This is a genomic window from Azospirillum sp. P4_B5, assembly GCF_056402275.1.
In genome coordinates this window covers 56,816-71,422 of record NZ_JBFUHT010000019.1, presented here as the reverse complement: position 1 = coordinate 71,422, position 14,607 = coordinate 56,816, and the positions used below count along the sequence as shown (strand labels likewise).

Below are 14,607 nucleotides of genomic sequence, written 5' to 3'. Positions count from 1 at the left end.
CGAGGCCGCCCGGAATTGGGCTGGCCGTGGCACTCGCTTCGGGGCCATAACTATTGGACGATCAAAGGCTGGAACAGAAATGACCCGCGCCCAGGCCAACATGCCTTCATCTCCACTGGGGCGCAAGATCACCAGTTACATGAGCCTCAGAGACGAGGAAAAGACTTTCCTTGGCGATTTGGAGCGCAATGTTACCCGGCACGGATCGCGATTCGATCTTCTCCAGCAGGGCGAACGCTACGGTTGCGTGCGCGTTATGCGCAAAGGCTGGGCGATCCGTCACAAGGCGCTTCCCGACGGCCGTCGGCAAGTCGTCAACTTTGTCCTGCCTGGCGATATCATCGGCTTTTACTGCAACCTGTTCGAGACGGCGGACCACGGAGTCACCACGCTGACCCCCGCTGAGGTCGCCAACTTCCAGCCGGACCGCATCATCGAACTGTTCAAGCTCTTCCCGCGTCTGGCCGCCGCCCTCGCCTGGTCGGGTGCCAAGGAAGAGGCGATCATCGCCGAACGGCTGCTCAGTGTCGGGCGTCGCACCGCGCTGGAGCGGACCGCCCACCTGATCGTGGAACTGCTGCGACGGCTGAGCATCGTCGGTCTGGTCGAAGAGGGACGCTTCACCCTGCCGGTCACCCAGGAAATCCTGGCCGACGCGCTGGGGCTCAGCATCGTGCACATCAACCGGACGCTCCGCCGGTTGCGCGACATCGGGCTGATCGATCTGGCGGGCCAGCAGATCACCGTCCACGACGTGAAGCAGCTCGCCTCCGTCGGACAGTTCGACGAGCTGTATCTGCACCTGATCCAGGCGCCCAAGCAATTGGAGCACGCGCTGGACGCCAAGTCCGAGCGCAAACGCGCGGGCGATTGATCGGATTGTCAGTTCCCATCGATATCCCCCTCCGATTAACCTATGACAATGCGACAGCGAGCGGATCGATATAGAATCTAAATTGCCTGTTTGGATAACCCAGCAGGCAGACCACCAAGCGGACAGCAGCCACCCCGAGACGGCTTTTCCAACCAGGCCGGACCAAGGGGTATCGGGCAGCCAGCATCGCCGTCCTGCTGTTCATTGATCCGCCGCTGTTCATTGGATAATGCATGACCGACGCTCCTCTCGCCGGCCGATCCGCAAGCTCCGGCACACTGACGGTCGCCCTTCTCGAGGACGACATGGTGCTGTGCCTGTGCATGGAAACCCTGTTCGAAGATTGGGGAATGCTGCTGGTCAGCGCCCCGACACCCGCCGCTCTTCTGGACGCGCTGAACGGCGGGACGCTTCCCGACGTCCTGGTCGCCGACTATCATCTGGGACGTCACGGCAAGGCACCTGAGTCGGTTCGGGCGGTGCTGGCGGAAATCGATCCCGCCCTCCCCGTCATCATCACCACCGGCGACGAGTCCGCGGCGACCCAGACGGAAATCCGCGCCGCCGGCTGGCATTTCCTTCCCAAGCCCTACGACCCCGAATCGCTTCGCACTCTGATCCTGACCGTTCTGGAGCGGACGGGCTGATACGCTGGAGCTGGACGCCGCTCTGTCAGGCGCCGGCTCAAACATCCTCCACCAGCGCTTCCAGTTTGTGCAGATCGCGGACGACCAGTGCGTCGGCCTGCCGTTCCACCAGACCGTCGCGAGCCAGATCGTTCAGCACGCGGGCGACCGTCTCTCGGGCGGTGCTGACCCGGCTGGCGATGTCGGCATGGACGGGGATCGGCGCGATCACCGCCGTCCGCCCCACCACGCGCCCGCGCTTGGCCAGCCGCAACAGTTCGGCGTGGACACGGTTGTTGGCGCCCAGCGTGGACAGTTCCATCACCCGGTCGGTGGCGATGCGGACGACCCGGCACAGCCGCCTCATCACCGCCATGGCAAGATCCGGGTGGCCGGTCACCAGATCCTGAAAGGGCCGGGGTGCCAGGAAGGCGATCAGCGTTCCCTCCTCCAGCGCCACCGCCGAGGCTGACCGGGGAAGCCCGTCGATGGCGGCCATCTCGCCCAGGAAGCCGCCGGCCTCGATGTCGTCGAAACTGATCTCGCGGCCCGCCGGGGAATGGCTCAGCACCCGCACGCGTCCATCGACCACCAGCACGACGTCCCGTGAGTCCCCCTGGTGGTCGATGATCTGCTCGTTCGCATGAAAGCGCCGCCAGCGGCACTGACGCGCCACGGCGGCGCGCTCCTCCGCAGACAGCGGGCTCAGCAACGCAATTCCATCCAGCCGGGAAGATCCAGCGTCGGCAGGCACGGGGTCGCATCCTTTTCTAACAACCGCCCTCAAGCGCAGCGCGGAGCATAGCCGGACCTGCGCAAAGGTGGAACCGCCTCCCTCCAACGGGTGTCGCTAACGTCCCGTTAACCCTGAAAGCGGCAGAACGGACGGGACGCGCCCACCGGAATTGAGAGAGTCATGTCGTTCCAACTGCCCTCCGGCCCCGTTCCCCGCAGCCTGATCCCCAACGCCGGCCGCGTGGATTCGCAGCGCCTGCTGTCGGTCGTCGCCATCCCCTTCGCCGCGGCCATCGCCATGGCGACCGCCGTGGCGGCGATGGGCGGCGTGACCGATCCCATCGCCGAAGCCGGCGGGCCGATGTATTTCGTTCTGAACTTCGTGAAGTTCTGCTATCTGGCGGTGTCGATGGCCCACCTGTCCGGCGCCCTGGCGGAACGCGCCAACGGCGGTCTGCCCGCCGGTCTGTGGCTGGACGAGATGGACCGCTCGGAGCCGGAGTCCCGCGAGTCTTTCTGGCACGCCTTCCCGAACCATCTCGACGGTGCGGCCATCGCCGGCTGCGTCACGATGCTGTGCTTCCTGCTGACCTGAGCGCGCGCCGTCCGGACAGCGCGCCGTCCTCGACACGGATGCGGTGCAGGGTCAGCGGCACGTTCAGCAGCGTGGCCAGCACCGCGATCCACCACGCCCCGAAGACCAGGGGCAGCACGGCCAGTTCCCCCGCCACGACCAAGTAGTTGGGGTGGCGGACCCAGCGGAACGGCCCGCGCCGCMCCMGCGGCGCGCCGGGCAAGGTGACGATGCGGGTGGTCCAGAACCGCCCTAGCGTGGCGATCACCCAGACCCGCCCGGCCTGAAGCAGAACGAACAGGGCGAGCAGCCAGCCGTTGATCGGCGCCTCCGCCGGCACGACGGCGAACAGCAGGGCCAGCCAGCCGGCGTGCAGACCGACGAACAGCGGATAATGGGCGGCCCCGACCTCCTGCGCGCCCTCGGCCAGCAGGCGGCGGGTGTTGCGTTGGGCGACGACGAGCTCGCCCAGACGCTGGGCCGCGACCAGCAGCAGAATGACGTGGGGCCAGCCCAGCGGCAGCGTCTCCATTCCAAGCGCTCCTAAAGGTCGATCTGGGCCATCGCGGCGGTGAAGCCGGGTCCGAGCGCGCTCATCAGGTGGGGGCCGCGGGCGCCCGACGCGATGCGCCGCTCCAGCACGAACAGCACGCTGGCCGCCGACATGTTGCCGCAGCGGCGCAGCACTGCCCAGGCGTCGTCCAAACCGGCGGAAACCGGGGCGCAGACCTCTTCCAGAGCGCGCAGAACCTTGGCGCCGCCGGGGTGGCAGATCAGCCCGGCGAGGTCGCCGCGGGCCAGCCTCCGCCGCTCCAGGAAGCCGTCGATGACCGGTTCCAGCCGGTTGCGGATCAGCGCCGGGATGCTCTGGCTGAAGATCACGCCAAGTCCGTCGTCCTCGACCCGCCAGCCCATCACGTCCTGCGTTCCCGGCCAGGTGTGCTCCGCACCGTCCACGAGGCGCGGCCCTTCGCCGTCCTCCTTGGCTCCCTCCCCATCGGCGCGCAGCACCGCCGCGGCGGCGCCGTCCGCGAACAGGGCGCTGGCGACGACGTTGGTCGGGGTCGCCTCGGCCGAGCGGAAGGCCAGCGTGCACAGCTCCACCACCAGGAACAGCACCGTCCGCCCCGCCATCGCCTGGGCGATCTGCCCGGCGCGGGTCAGCCCCAGCACGCCGCCGGCGCAGCCCAGCCCGAACAGCGGCAGCCGCACCGTGTCGGGCCGGAAGCCCATGCGCTCCAGCAGCAGCGCCTCCAGGCTGGGCGTGGCGATGCCGGTGGTCGAGGCGCAGACGATGGCGTCCACATCCTGCGGCCTCAGGCCGGCATGGGCCAGCGCCTGCCCCGCCGCCTCTTCCAGCAGAGCCAGGGCGCCGTCGCGGAAGGCGGCGGTGCGCTCCGGCCAGCCGCGCGGCTCCAAGTACCAGTCGATGGGCATGACGGCGTGGCGGGTTTCGATGCCGGTGTTGGCGAAGACCGGCACCAGCCGTTCGAAGTCGCGCATCCGCGGCCCGAAGACGGCCCGCGCGACGCCGAGCGCCTCGTCCTGGCCGAGACGATGGGGCGGCAGGGCCGTGGCGAGCGAGAGGATGCGGGGGGTATGGTTCATCCTCAGCGATGTGATGCGCGCAGGGGTGGCGGACCAGCCCTCCGGAGGGAGTTCCTTCGCTTTCTCCCCGGCGACTCTTTCCCGCCGTCCGATACGTCGTTGTGGATTGAGCGGGAGCCATGTCCTGTATCACTATAGCGGGCGTCGGATTTTCGGGGGTGGGGCGGTGGATCGGAACGAGCAGGACAGCCAGAGCGCGGCGGACGAGAGCACGTCCCACCGGCCCGCCGGCATCGGGCTGATGGGGCGGCTGCGCGCCTATTTCCTGGCGGGTGTTCTGGTGACGGCGCCGATCGCGGTCACGGTCTATCTCGGCTGGTGGCTGCTGGCCTTCATCGACGGGCATGTGCGCCCGCTGATTCCCTCCGCCTACAACCCGGAAAACTACCTGCCCTTTTCCATTCCCGGCATCGGGGTGCTGACGCTGATCATCGTGCTGACCCTGATCGGTGCCTTCGCCGCCGGCTATGTCGGGCGGTTGGTGGTGCGCATCGGCGAAGGCGTGGTGGAGCGCATGCCGGTCGTCCGCTCCGTCTACGGGGCGGTGAAGCAGATTGTGGAAACGGTGCTCGCCAAGAAGTCCAAGGCCTTCCGCGAGGTGGTCCTGGTGGAGTTCCCGCGCAACGGCATATGGTCGCTGGGCTTCATCACCGGCGCCGCCCATCCGGAGGTGCAGAAGATCTCCGAGGAGGAGATGGTGCACGTCTTCATCCCCTGCGCCCCGCCGACCGCCGGCTATCTGGCGATCCTGCCGCGGCGGGAGGTCACCGTTCTGGACATGACGGTGGAGGACGGGCTGAAGCTGGTGATGTCCGGTGGCATCGTCACTCCGCCCGATCGCAAGCCCCGCGAGGTGAAGAGCACGGTGGTGGAGGAGCGGAAACGGGCGTGATTGTTCAAGCAGACATTGGACCCGCTCACCCCGACCGCAACGTCTTCGCCGCCGCGTCCCGCTCGAACAGGTACAACAGGGTCCGAAGCGCCTGACCGCGCTCGCCGGCCAAGTCCGGATCGCGGTCCACGATCAGCTTCGCGTCATCGCGGGCTGCGGCCAGCAGGTCGCCATGCACCGCAAGATCGGCCATGCGGAACTCGGGCAGGCCGGACTGGCGGGTGCCCAGCACCTCCCCCGCGCCGCGCAGCCGCAGATCCTCCTCCGCGATGACGAAGCCGTCCTCGGTGTCGCGCATCGTCTTCAGGCGGGCGCGTGCCGTCTCCGTCAATTGCGGGTCGAACATCAGCAGGCAGGACGACGGCTTCTCGCCACGCCCCACCCGGCCGCGGAGCTGGTGAAGCTGGGCGAGGCCGAAGCGCTCGGCGTGCTCGATCACCATGACGGTGGCCTCGGGCACGTTCACGCCGACCTCGATGACCGTGGTGGCGACCAGGACGTCCAGATTGCCGGCCTGGAAGGCGGCCATCACGGCGTCCTTGTCCGGGCCGCGCATCTTGCCGTGCACCAACCCTACCCGGTCGCCGAAGGTCGCGCGCAGGAAGGCGTGGCGCTCCGTCGCGGCGGCGAGGTCGGTCTGTTCCGATTCGTCCACCAGCGGGCAAACCCAATAGACCCGCGCGCCCTCCTGCACCTTGCGGTGGATGCCGTGCACCACCTCCTCCAACCGGTCGAGCGCGATGGTCACGGTCTGGATCGGCTTGCGCCCCGCCGGCTTCTCGGTCAGGCGCGACACGTCCATGTCGCCGTAGGCGGTCAGGGTCAGCGTGCGCGGGATCGGTGTCGCCGTCATCACCAGAACGTCCACCGCCCGCCCCTTGGCGGAGAGCTGGAGCCGCTGGTGGACGCCGAAGCGGTGCTGCTCGTCGATCACCGCCAGCGCGAGGTCCTTGAAGGCGACGTCCTCCTGGAACAGCGCGTGGGTGCCGACCAGCAGCGGCAGCTCGCCCGAGGCCAGACGGTCCAGAACGGCCTGCCGCGCCTTGCCCTTGTCGCGCCCGGTCAGCAGGGCGAGGTCCACCCCCGCCGCCTTGCACAGCGGGGCGAGGCTCTCGGCGTGCTGGCGGGCCAGGATTTCGGTGGGCGCCATCAGGGCGGCCTGATGGCCGGCCTCCACCGCGTTCAGCATCGCCATCAGCGCCACCACGGTCTTGCCGCTGCCGACGTCGCCCTGGAGCAGACGCAGCATCCGCCGCTCCGCCGCCATGTCCTCGTAGATCTCCGCCAGCGATGTGGCCTGGGAGTTGGTCAGCGAGAAGGGCAGCGCCGCGGCCACCTTGGCGCGCAGCCGCCCGTCCCCCTGGATCACCCGGCCCGAAAGGCGGCGCTGCTGGATGCGGACCAAGGTCAGGGCGAGCTGGTTCGACAGCAGCTCGTCATAGGCCAGCCTGCGGCGGATCGGGTTGGTCGGGGCGAGGTCGGCCTCGTCCTCCGGCGTGTGGGCGCGGTGGATCGACTCGTGCCAAGTCGGCCAGCCGTTGCGGGAACGCCACGCGGCGTCCTGCCATTCCGGCAGTTCCGGCACGTCGTTCAGCATGGCCCGCACGGCCTTGCGCAGCGTCTTGGCCGGAAGCCCGGCGGTCATCGGATAGACCGGCTCCACCGCCTCGATCTCGTCCTTCGACTCCAGCGGGACCACGGCGTCGGGGTGGGTGATCTGCGGCGTGTCGTGGAACCACTCGACCTTGCCGGACACCACCACCGTCTTGCCGACCGGCATCTGCCGCTCCAGCCAATCGCCCTTCACATGGAAGTAGATCAGCTCCAGCACGCCCGTCTCGTCGGTGCAGCGCACCTTGTAGGGATGACGGGAATTGTGCGGGGCGGCGTGCGAATCGATGCGCACCGTCATGGTGGCGATCCGCCCGTTCGGCGCCTCGGCGATCTTCGGGGCGTAGCGGCGGTCGATGACGCCGCACGGCAGGTGCCACAGCAGGTCCACGACCTGCGGACCGGCCAGCTTTTCGACGAGCTTGCCCAACCGGGGACCGAGGCCGGGGAGCGCCGTCACCGGGCGGAACAGGGGAAAGAGAACGACGGGACGCACGGGAATGGAGTCTCGGCAGCGGGGACACGGGGCCTGTGGCACCCATTCAAGCCCGCCGAGGGGGCTCCGCGTCAAGCGCGGCGGTTTCCAAAAAGGGCCGGGAGGGGAAAAGAAGACGGCGGTGTGCAAGGGTTTGGGGGGAAGCCTGGGCGGGGGACGCCGATCCAAGGCAAAAACCCAATGCACACCGCCGCAAGAAACGATCCGAGGGTATGCGGGAACATTCCGGATCGTGTGTGGCCGGCGGCGGGAACCGCCGGTGGATGACTCGCCAGTAATCAAACGTCGTCAATGACTGTAGTTGTAGCGTCGCCCGCCTGACCCCAGCGTTGCGGGATCATGAAATCCGTTTCATGAAGCTGCCGCTCACCGAGCGGCGGCCAGCAGGGCGGCGATGTCCACATGCTCCTCCAGCCGGGCGGCGATGCGGTCGAGCGCCTGTTCGACCGTCGCCGCGTAGGACTGGCCGGACGCCTCGCCGCCCAGCCCCTTCAGGAAGGCGGCGCGGAAGCCGTCCGCTCCGAACAGGCCGTGCAGGTAGCAGCCCATCACCCGCCCGTCGGCGGACACCGCGCCATCGGTCTGCCCGTCCGCCAGGGTCAGCATCGGGCGGGCGCGGTCCGGCCCCTCCGTGCGGCCCATGTGCATCTCGTAGCCGGCGACCGCAGCCCCCGTGACGGAATCCGTACCGGTCGCCTCCTCCAGCACCTTCGGCCCCTTCAGGACGGTGTCCACCTCCAGCAGGCCCAGCCCTTCGGCTTCGCCCGGCGGTCCCTCGATGCCGTCCGGGTCGGCGATGCTGCGGCCGAGCATCTGGTAGCCGCCGCAGATGCCCAGCACCCGCCCACCGCGCCTGCGGTGCGCCGCCAAGTCAATGTCCCAGCCCTGGGCGCGCAGCACCGCCAGATCGGCGATGGTCGCCTTGCTGCCCGGCAGGATGACCAGTTCGGCGTCACCCGGCAGCGGCTGGCCGCGCGGCACCATGGACAGGGCCACGTCGGGTTCCTGGGCCAGGGGGTCGAAATCGTCGAAGTTGGCGATGCGCGACAGCATCGGCACGGCGACGCGCAGCCGCCCCCCGGTACGGGTCTTCCAGGTGTCCAGCGCCACCGCGTCCTCCGCCGGCAGCAGGGCGGCGTCGGCCAGCCAGGGCACCACGCCGAAGCTCGGCCAGCCCGTGCGCTCGGCGATGACCGAAAGGCCGCCGTCGAACAGCCGCACGTCGCCGCGGAACTTGTTGATGAGGAAGCCCGCCACCAGCGCCCGCTCCTCCGGCGGAATCAGGGCGTGGGTGCCGACGAGGCTGGCGATCACCCCGCCGCGGTCGATGTCGCCGACCAGCACCACCGGCACGCCCGCCGCGGTGGCGAAGCCCATATTGGCGATGTCGCCGGCCCGCAGATTGACCTCGGCCGGACTGCCCGCCCCCTCGACCACCACCACGTCGGCCTCGGCCTTCAGACGCTCGAAGCTGTCGAGCACGGTGGGGAGAAGCTGCCCCTTGCGCGACTGGTAGTCGCCGGCCCGCGCCGTGCCCGCCACGACGCCGCGCACCACCACCTGGGAGCCGACGTCTGACTGCGGCTTCAGCAGCACCGGGTTCATATGGACGGACGGCGCCACCCCGCAGGCCCGCGCCTGCAACGCCTGGGCGCGCCCGATCTCGCCGCCGTCGGCGGTGACCGCGGCATTGTTGGACATGTTCTGCGGCTTGAAGGGCCGCACGGTCAGGCCCCGGCGCAGCAGCGCCCGGCACAGCCCGGCCACCAGCAGCGACTTGCCGACGTCGGAGCCGGTGCCCTGAAGCATGATCGCGCGTGGGGGGACCTTCGCTGCGGCCATGGCTCAGAACTCGATGCCCGGCTGGGCCTTGATGCCCGCCTGGAAGGGGTGTTTGACCAGGGTCATCTCGGTCACGAGGTCGGCGGCCTCGATCAGCTCCGGCTTGGCGGTGCGGCCGGTGACCAGCACGTGCAGCCCCTCGCGCCGCCCGGTCAGCACGGGAAGCACGTCGTCCACCGGTAGATAGCCCATGCGCAGGACGATGTTCAGCTCGTCGAGCACGACGAGGCTGTACTGGGGGTCGGCCATCAGCTCCTGCGCCTTGGCCCAGGCCGCCTTGGCGGCGGCAATGTCGCGCTCGCGGTCCTGGGTCTCCCAGGTGAAGCCCTCACCCATCGTGAAGAAGTCCACGAGATCGTCGAAGCGCTCCAGCGCCACCGTCTCGCCGGTGGACCAAGCGCCCTTGACGAACTGCACCACACCCACCCTCATGCCGTGCCCGGCGGCGCGCAGGATCAGGCCGAAGGCGGCGGTGGACTTGCCCTTGCCGTTGCCGGTGTTGACCATCAGCAGGCCCTTCTCCTGCGTCTTGCTGGCCATCACCCGGTCGTGCAGCGCCTTGCGCCGCTTCATCTTCTCGGCGTGGCGTGCGTTCTGGTCGTCAAGGTTCTGGTCGGCGTCCTCGGTCATGGCTTCTCTCCTTTCAGCAGCAGCGGCAGCCCGGCGGCGACGAACGCCACCCGCTGGGCCACGACGGCGATGTCCTGATGCAGCCGCCCCGCATGGTCGCGGAAGCGGCGGGCCAGCGCGTTGTCCGGCACGATGCCCAGCCCCACCTCGTTGGAAACCAGCACCACCCGCCCCTCCACCCCGGCCAGCGTGGCCAGCAGGTCGGCGGAGCGGGCGGGCACGTCGGCGTCGGCCATCATCAGATTGGACAGCCACAGCGTCAGGCAGTCGACGAGCACGCTCGTTCCGCTGCCGGCGTGGCGGCGCAGCGCGCCGGGCAGGTCGAGCGGCTCCTCCACCGTCGTCCAACCGGGGCCGCGGTCCTCCTTGTGGCGGGCGACGCGGTCGGCCATCTCGGCGTCCCAGATCTGGGCGGTGGCGATGTAGACCCGCGGGCCGGGCGAAGCGGTCACCAGCCCCTCGGCGTAGCGGCTCTTGCCGGAGCGGGCGCCGCCCAGGACCAGGGTGATGTCGGTGCTCATGATGGGCGGATCACCTGGAGGCTTGCGGGGTGGGCGCTTGCGGAACCGGATGGTTAGCGCAGTTGGCGGCCCGGCGCAAACCGCCATGGCGGTTGTCCTCCGCCACCTCCGTCCCGTACCATCCGCCGCCTTCCTTCCCGAACGATCCCGGAGCCGCCGATCGTGACCGACACCACCCGGCCCCGCCCGGCCCTGGCCCGCGCCGCAGCCTTCCTCCGCCGCCTCGCCGGCAAGCTGTTCCACCGCGGCGCGCCCGTCCCGCCGCCCCCGCCGAAGCCCGTGCCCGTGACGGAGCCGATGGAATCCGGGGTCTTCACCGGCGAGGCCGGCTCGCTCGCCTACCGCCTGTTCGTGCCGAAGGGAGCGGCGACGGGACCGCGCCCGCTGCTGGTCATGCTGCACGGTTGCACCCAGTCGCCAGACGATTTCGCCGTCGGAACCCGCATGAACCGGCTGGCCGAAGAGGCCGGTTGTCTCGTCCTCTATCCGGAGCAGGCCCCCGCGGCGAACGACAAGAAGTGCTGGAACTGGTTCAACCCCAACCACCAGCGCCGCGAGCGCGGCGAACCGGCGCTGATCGCCGGAGCCACCCGGCAGGTCCTGGCGGAGCAAGGAGCCGACCCGCAGCGCGTCTACGTCGCCGGGATTTCGGCGGGCGGGTCCGCCGCGATGGTCCTGGCGACCACCCACCCCGACCTGTTCGCCGCCGTGGGCGTCCATTCCGGCCTGCCCTACGGCTCGGCCAGCGGCGTGCCCTCCGCCCTGCTGGCGATGAAGGCCGGCTCCTCGCCCGGTCAGCGTCCGGCAGCGGGGGCTCCGGTGGTTCCGGCCATCGTCTTCCACGGCGACGCGGACAAGGTCGTGCATCCGCGCAACAGCGACCATGTGATGGCCCAGGCCACCACCAACGCGGAGGGACTGACCGCGCAGACCGAGGACGGACAGGCACCCGGCGGGCGCGGTTTCACGCGCACCATGCACAAGGACCGCGATGGAGCGACGCTGTTCGAGCAGTGGATCGTCCACGGCAGCGGCCACGCCTGGTCCGGCGGCAGCCTGGACGGCACCTACACCGACCCGCAGGGGCCGGACGCTGCACGGGAAATGCTGCGCTTTTTCCTGTCCCACCGGCACGCCGAGCCCGCAAAAAGCGCGTGAGGCCGCGATTACCACTTTTGCACAGCCGAATTCGCGACGCCCGTGCCATAAACTCCTTCAGCACCCACCAGACCACCGATCCGGCCATGCGCGTTCCTGCTCCCCGCCTCGCTGCCCTCGGCGCCCTCGCGCTGTGCCTGTCGGCGTCGCCGACGGTCCAGGCCGCCAACGTCTCCGCCGGACAGGCCGAGGCGAAGGAAGCCGCCAAGTCGCTGGGCAACTGCACGCCCGCCAAGGTGGAGGTGATGAGCTACGTCACCGGCCGTTCCGGCCAGACCGTGTTCAAGGTGGGCTGCACGGAGGACAAGGACACCTTCGTGCTGGTGCAGTGCCGGTCGCGAATCTGCACGCTGCTGCGCTGATTCACGGCTTTTTAATCAGGTTTGCCTGGAATCAGACTCGAACACGGGACGGGGTGCAAGGGGTGATGAGGCTCGCTCAGTCAATCGCGGTGCTGGCGCTGGCGGCCCTTCCTCTGGGCGCCTGCAGCGGGCCGATGATGGTCGCCAGCCTCGGCGCCGATCTGGCCTCTGTCACGAGCACCAAGAAGACGCTCGGCGATCATCTGGTGTCCGCGGCGACCGGGCGCGACTGTTCGTCCGTATCCTTCTCGGAAACCGGGCATTATTGCCCGGAGAAGGTCTACGTCGACCGCTCCCGCGTCTATTGCTACAAGACGCTGGCCGACGTCGACTGTCACCATATCCCCGACCCGCACCGCAACGGCCACACCGCCTTGGCAAGCCCGCCGCCGGACATCCGCCCGGAACCGCGGCAGCCGGGCTGGATCGAACGGATGATGACCACGGCGGAGCGATAAGCCCGGCGGAGCAAGCCCCCGCGCCGTTCCTCAGCGCATCTTCTTCGCCACGAAGGCCTTGGCGAGGGTCATCATCGCCTTCTCATGAGTGACGCCGCCCTGCCCGTCCTTGCCGGCGGGAACCACCATGGTGGCGGACTTGACCGGAGCGGGTGAGCCGGCGCGGCCGCGCGTCGGCGGTGCGTCGTCGTCCCCGGGATCACGGCCGAGGCGGCTCAGCACGTCGGCCAGCGCCTCCTTGCTCAGCGCCGAATCCGCGGAAGCACGGGACCGGCCCGGTGCCGAGGGTGCCGGACGGCTGGGCGCCGACGGGCGGACGCCCCGCTCGACCGCCGCCGCGGCGATGGCCTTCAGGAAGGGCTGCGAGATGCCCAGCAGGAGCTGCGGGTCCTCGGCCGCCCAGGCCATCAGCAGCTTCTGCGCGGTCGCCCGGCTCCCCTTGGCCGCCACCAGCGCATCGCGCACCTTGCCGTCCACATAGGAATTCGCCATCGCCACACGCCTCCGACCGCCGCGGACCCTCATCCGCGAAACTCAGCGACTCTCCGGCGGCAAGGGTTAACAAAGAGTTGCAAAAACGGCCGCCCGAACGCGGCAGCACGCCCCACGGGCAGGGCGGTTGCGCTGCGGGGCGTGAATAGGGGATAGTGGGCCTATGCTGATCGAAACCTACGCCGACCTGATCTGCCCCTGGTGCTACATCGGAAAGCGGCGGCTTGCCCGCGCGCTGGCCGACCGGCCCCGTGTTCAGGTGGAGCTGCGTTGGCAGCCGTTCCAGCTCAACCCGGACATGGCGCCGGGCGGCATGGAGCGCAGCGCTTATCTGGCGGCCAAGTTCGGCGGCACGGAGCGGGCGCGGCAGATCCATCTGGTGGTCGAGGAAACGGCGGAACGCGACGGCCTGCCGCTGCGGCTGGACCGCGTCCGGCGCACGCCCAACAGCTTCGACGGGCATCGGCTGATCCGCATCGCCGCCCGCCACGGGCTGGGCGACCGCATGGCCGATGCGCTGTTCCATGCCTATTTCGTGGACGGGCTGGACATCGGCGACCGCGACACGCTGGCCGCGACCGCCGCCGGCCTGGGCTTCGATTTTACGGACATCAAAAATCTGCTGAACGGCGATGCCGAGACCACCGCCGTCTTCAACGCCGACGCCACGGCGCGGCAGCTCGGCCTTCAAGCGGTTCCCTGCTACATCTTCAACCGGCGTTACGCTCTGTCCAGCGCGCAGGAGCCCGCCAGCTTCCTCCCGCTTCTCGACCTCGGGGTCGAGGAGCAGGAGGGCGTGACGGCGGCGGCCGACTGATGATCCGAGTCACCCCGCGCATCAGCCTGGACGAGAGCGAGCTTCATGAGAGCTTCATCCGCGCCTCCGGTCCCGGCGGCCAGCACGTCAACAAGACGGACAGCGCGGTGCAACTGCGTTTCGACGTGGCGGCCTCGCCCAACATCCCGGACGACGTGAAGGCCCGGCTGGTCCGGCTGGCCGGCTCGCGCATGACGGCGGCGGGCGTGCTGATCATCGTCGGCGACACCTACCGCAGCCAGCTGCGCAACCGCGAGGACGTGCGGGAGCGGTTGATCGACCTGATCCGCGACGCCACGGTGGTGCCCAAGAGCCGACGCCCGACCAAGCCGACCCTCGGCTCCAAAAAGCGTCGCCTGGAGGCCAAGGGTCAGCGGTCGGACATCAAGCGCCTGCGCTCCGGCAAGACGGAGGACTGACGCCGCTTAATAGGTGGTCTTCTGCCTATTCAGCGAGATCATGTTCCCTCCATACTGGAACTCCGGCAGGTTGGCGAACTGGTCCTTGGTGAGCTGGGTCGCCACGAGAGCGTCCTGCTGCTGGTTGTAGCGGACATTGTCGATGTCCAGCGCCACGTTCCGCCCGCCGATGCCCATGATGCCGCCAGTGGAGACCACGAGCTGGCTCGGACGGTTGCTGCGGTTGAACAGAACGTCCTCGACCTGCCCCACCTTCTGCCCATCATAGGCGACGACGGACTTGCCCAGCATGGCCTGCGGCTCGATCCGCGAGGCGGTCTGGAGCGACTGCTCGGACATCGGGCGGGACGCCTGCTCGCTTCCCCCACCGAACCAGCTCGACGTTTCGGCGCAGCCCGCCAAGGCCAGAAGCGCCACCGCCGACAGGACCGGAACAGCAACCTTACGCATAGCCCCCTCCTTCTGACGAGATAACCACGCGGGTTTAAACAG

The 14,607-nt window shown here is 69.1% G+C and carries 18 protein-coding genes; 9 read left to right on the top strand and 9 right to left on the bottom strand.

Annotated elements, in window-relative coordinates:
- Positions 1-139: 139 nt before the first annotated feature.
- Both AC1DVI_RS16545 and AC1DVI_RS16540 read left to right on the top strand, forming a co-directional pair.
- Entirely contained in the window at positions 140-874 is a 735-nt protein-coding gene (locus tag AC1DVI_RS16545; RefSeq protein ID WP_476958889.1) for a Crp/Fnr family transcriptional regulator, read from the top strand.
- A gap of 233 nt (positions 875-1,107) precedes the next feature.
- The gene (locus AC1DVI_RS16540) at positions 1,108-1,521 is read left to right on the top strand and encodes a response regulator (RefSeq protein ID WP_476958888.1); all 414 of its coding nucleotides are present in this window, start codon (positions 1,108-1,110) and stop codon (positions 1,519-1,521) included.
- A 37-nt stretch (positions 1,522-1,558) separates the two neighbouring features.
- Here the strand turns inward: AC1DVI_RS16540 and AC1DVI_RS16535 are convergent, their stop codons facing one another.
- The gene (locus AC1DVI_RS16535; RefSeq protein WP_476958887.1) at positions 1,559-2,254 is read right to left on the bottom strand and encodes a Crp/Fnr family transcriptional regulator; all 696 of its coding nucleotides are present in this window, start codon (positions 2,252-2,254) and stop codon (positions 1,559-1,561) included.
- Between the two features lie 162 nt (positions 2,255-2,416).
- Between AC1DVI_RS16535 and AC1DVI_RS16530 the strand changes: the two genes are divergently transcribed.
- On the top strand, positions 2,417-2,830 hold the full coding sequence (locus AC1DVI_RS16530) for a hypothetical protein (RefSeq protein WP_149163500.1): 414 nt from the start codon (positions 2,417-2,419) through the stop codon (positions 2,828-2,830).
- On the opposite strand, the gene AC1DVI_RS16525 is transcribed toward AC1DVI_RS16530, so the two are convergent.
- Both AC1DVI_RS16525 and AC1DVI_RS16520 read right to left on the bottom strand, forming a co-directional pair.
- On the bottom strand, positions 2,802-3,341 hold the full coding sequence (locus tag AC1DVI_RS16525; protein ID WP_476958886.1) for an isoprenylcysteine carboxyl methyltransferase family protein: 540 nt from the start codon (positions 3,339-3,341) through the stop codon (positions 2,802-2,804). The two genes, AC1DVI_RS16530 and AC1DVI_RS16525, sit on opposite strands and share 29 nt — an antisense overlap.
- An 11-nt stretch (positions 3,342-3,352) precedes the next feature.
- Positions 3,353-4,417 carry a type III polyketide synthase gene (locus tag AC1DVI_RS16520; RefSeq protein ID WP_476958885.1) on the bottom strand — a complete coding sequence of 355 codons (1,065 nt, stop codon included), beginning with the start codon at positions 4,415-4,417 and terminating at the stop codon, positions 3,353-3,355.
- Between the two features lie 166 nt (positions 4,418-4,583).
- On the opposite strand from AC1DVI_RS16520, the gene AC1DVI_RS16515 reads away from it, so the two are divergent.
- Positions 4,584-5,309, top strand: a complete 726-nt coding sequence (locus tag AC1DVI_RS16515; protein ID WP_476958884.1) for a DUF502 domain-containing protein — start codon at positions 4,584-4,586, stop codon at positions 5,307-5,309.
- Between the two features lie 25 nt (positions 5,310-5,334).
- Here AC1DVI_RS16515 and recG read toward each other — a convergent pair whose 3' ends face one another.
- The 4 genes from recG to cobU form a co-directional block, all read right to left on the bottom strand.
- Positions 5,335-7,416: an ATP-dependent DNA helicase RecG gene (recG, locus tag AC1DVI_RS16510; protein WP_476958883.1), complete on the bottom strand. Its 2,082-nt coding sequence runs from the start codon at positions 7,414-7,416 to the stop codon at positions 5,335-5,337.
- Between the two features lie 366 nt (positions 7,417-7,782).
- Positions 7,783-9,258, bottom strand: coding sequence for a cobyric acid synthase (locus AC1DVI_RS16505; protein WP_476958882.1), 1,476 nt, complete (start codon positions 9,256-9,258; stop codon positions 7,783-7,785).
- Between the two features lie 3 nt (positions 9,259-9,261).
- A complete protein-coding gene (gene cobO, locus AC1DVI_RS16500; RefSeq protein ID WP_476958881.1) occupies positions 9,262-9,888 on the bottom strand; it encodes a cob(I)yrinic acid a,c-diamide adenosyltransferase in 627 nt (208 codons plus the stop codon).
- A complete protein-coding gene (gene cobU / locus AC1DVI_RS16495; RefSeq protein ID WP_476958880.1) occupies positions 9,885-10,409 on the bottom strand; it encodes a bifunctional adenosylcobinamide kinase/adenosylcobinamide-phosphate guanylyltransferase in 525 nt (174 codons plus the stop codon). Before cobU ends, cobO begins: the two co-directional genes overlap by 4 nt.
- A gap of 162 nt (positions 10,410-10,571) precedes the next feature.
- Here cobU and AC1DVI_RS16490 point away from each other — a divergent pair, with 162 nt between their 5' ends.
- The 3 genes from AC1DVI_RS16490 (at position 10,572) to AC1DVI_RS16480 (ending at position 12,387) form a co-directional block, all read left to right on the top strand.
- Positions 10,572-11,567: an extracellular catalytic domain type 1 short-chain-length polyhydroxyalkanoate depolymerase gene (locus AC1DVI_RS16490; protein ID WP_476958879.1), complete on the top strand. Its 996-nt coding sequence runs from the start codon at positions 10,572-10,574 to the stop codon at positions 11,565-11,567.
- Between the two features lie 17 nt (positions 11,568-11,584).
- Positions 11,585-11,929, top strand: coding sequence for a hypothetical protein (locus AC1DVI_RS16485; protein WP_476958878.1), 345 nt, complete (start codon positions 11,585-11,587; stop codon positions 11,927-11,929).
- Positions 11,930-11,994: 65 nt separating this feature from the next.
- Complete coding sequence (locus AC1DVI_RS16480; RefSeq protein WP_476958877.1) at positions 11,995-12,387, top strand: hypothetical protein; 393 nt, start codon at positions 11,995-11,997, stop codon at positions 12,385-12,387.
- 30 nt (positions 12,388-12,417) lie between these two features.
- Here the strand turns inward: AC1DVI_RS16480 and AC1DVI_RS16475 are convergent, their stop codons facing one another.
- Positions 12,418-12,879 (bottom strand): hypothetical protein, encoded by a 462-nt coding sequence (locus tag AC1DVI_RS16475; protein WP_476958876.1) that lies wholly within the window; start codon positions 12,877-12,879, stop codon positions 12,418-12,420.
- A 163-nt stretch (positions 12,880-13,042) separates the two neighbouring features.
- Between AC1DVI_RS16475 and AC1DVI_RS16470 the strand changes: the two genes are divergently transcribed.
- Both AC1DVI_RS16470 and arfB read left to right on the top strand, forming a co-directional pair.
- Complete coding sequence (locus AC1DVI_RS16470) at positions 13,043-13,696, top strand: DsbA family oxidoreductase (RefSeq protein WP_476958875.1); 654 nt, start codon at positions 13,043-13,045, stop codon at positions 13,694-13,696.
- Positions 13,696-14,115, top strand: coding sequence for an alternative ribosome rescue aminoacyl-tRNA hydrolase ArfB (arfB, locus tag AC1DVI_RS16465; protein WP_476958874.1), 420 nt, complete (start codon positions 13,696-13,698; stop codon positions 14,113-14,115). The genes AC1DVI_RS16470 and arfB overlap by 1 nt, the downstream gene beginning before the upstream one ends.
- Before the next feature lie 6 nt (positions 14,116-14,121).
- On the opposite strand, the gene AC1DVI_RS16460 is transcribed toward arfB, so the two are convergent.
- Positions 14,122-14,565 (bottom strand): PRC-barrel domain-containing protein, encoded by a 444-nt coding sequence (locus AC1DVI_RS16460; RefSeq protein WP_476958873.1) that lies wholly within the window; start codon positions 14,563-14,565, stop codon positions 14,122-14,124.
- Positions 14,566-14,607: the final 42 nt, after the last annotated feature.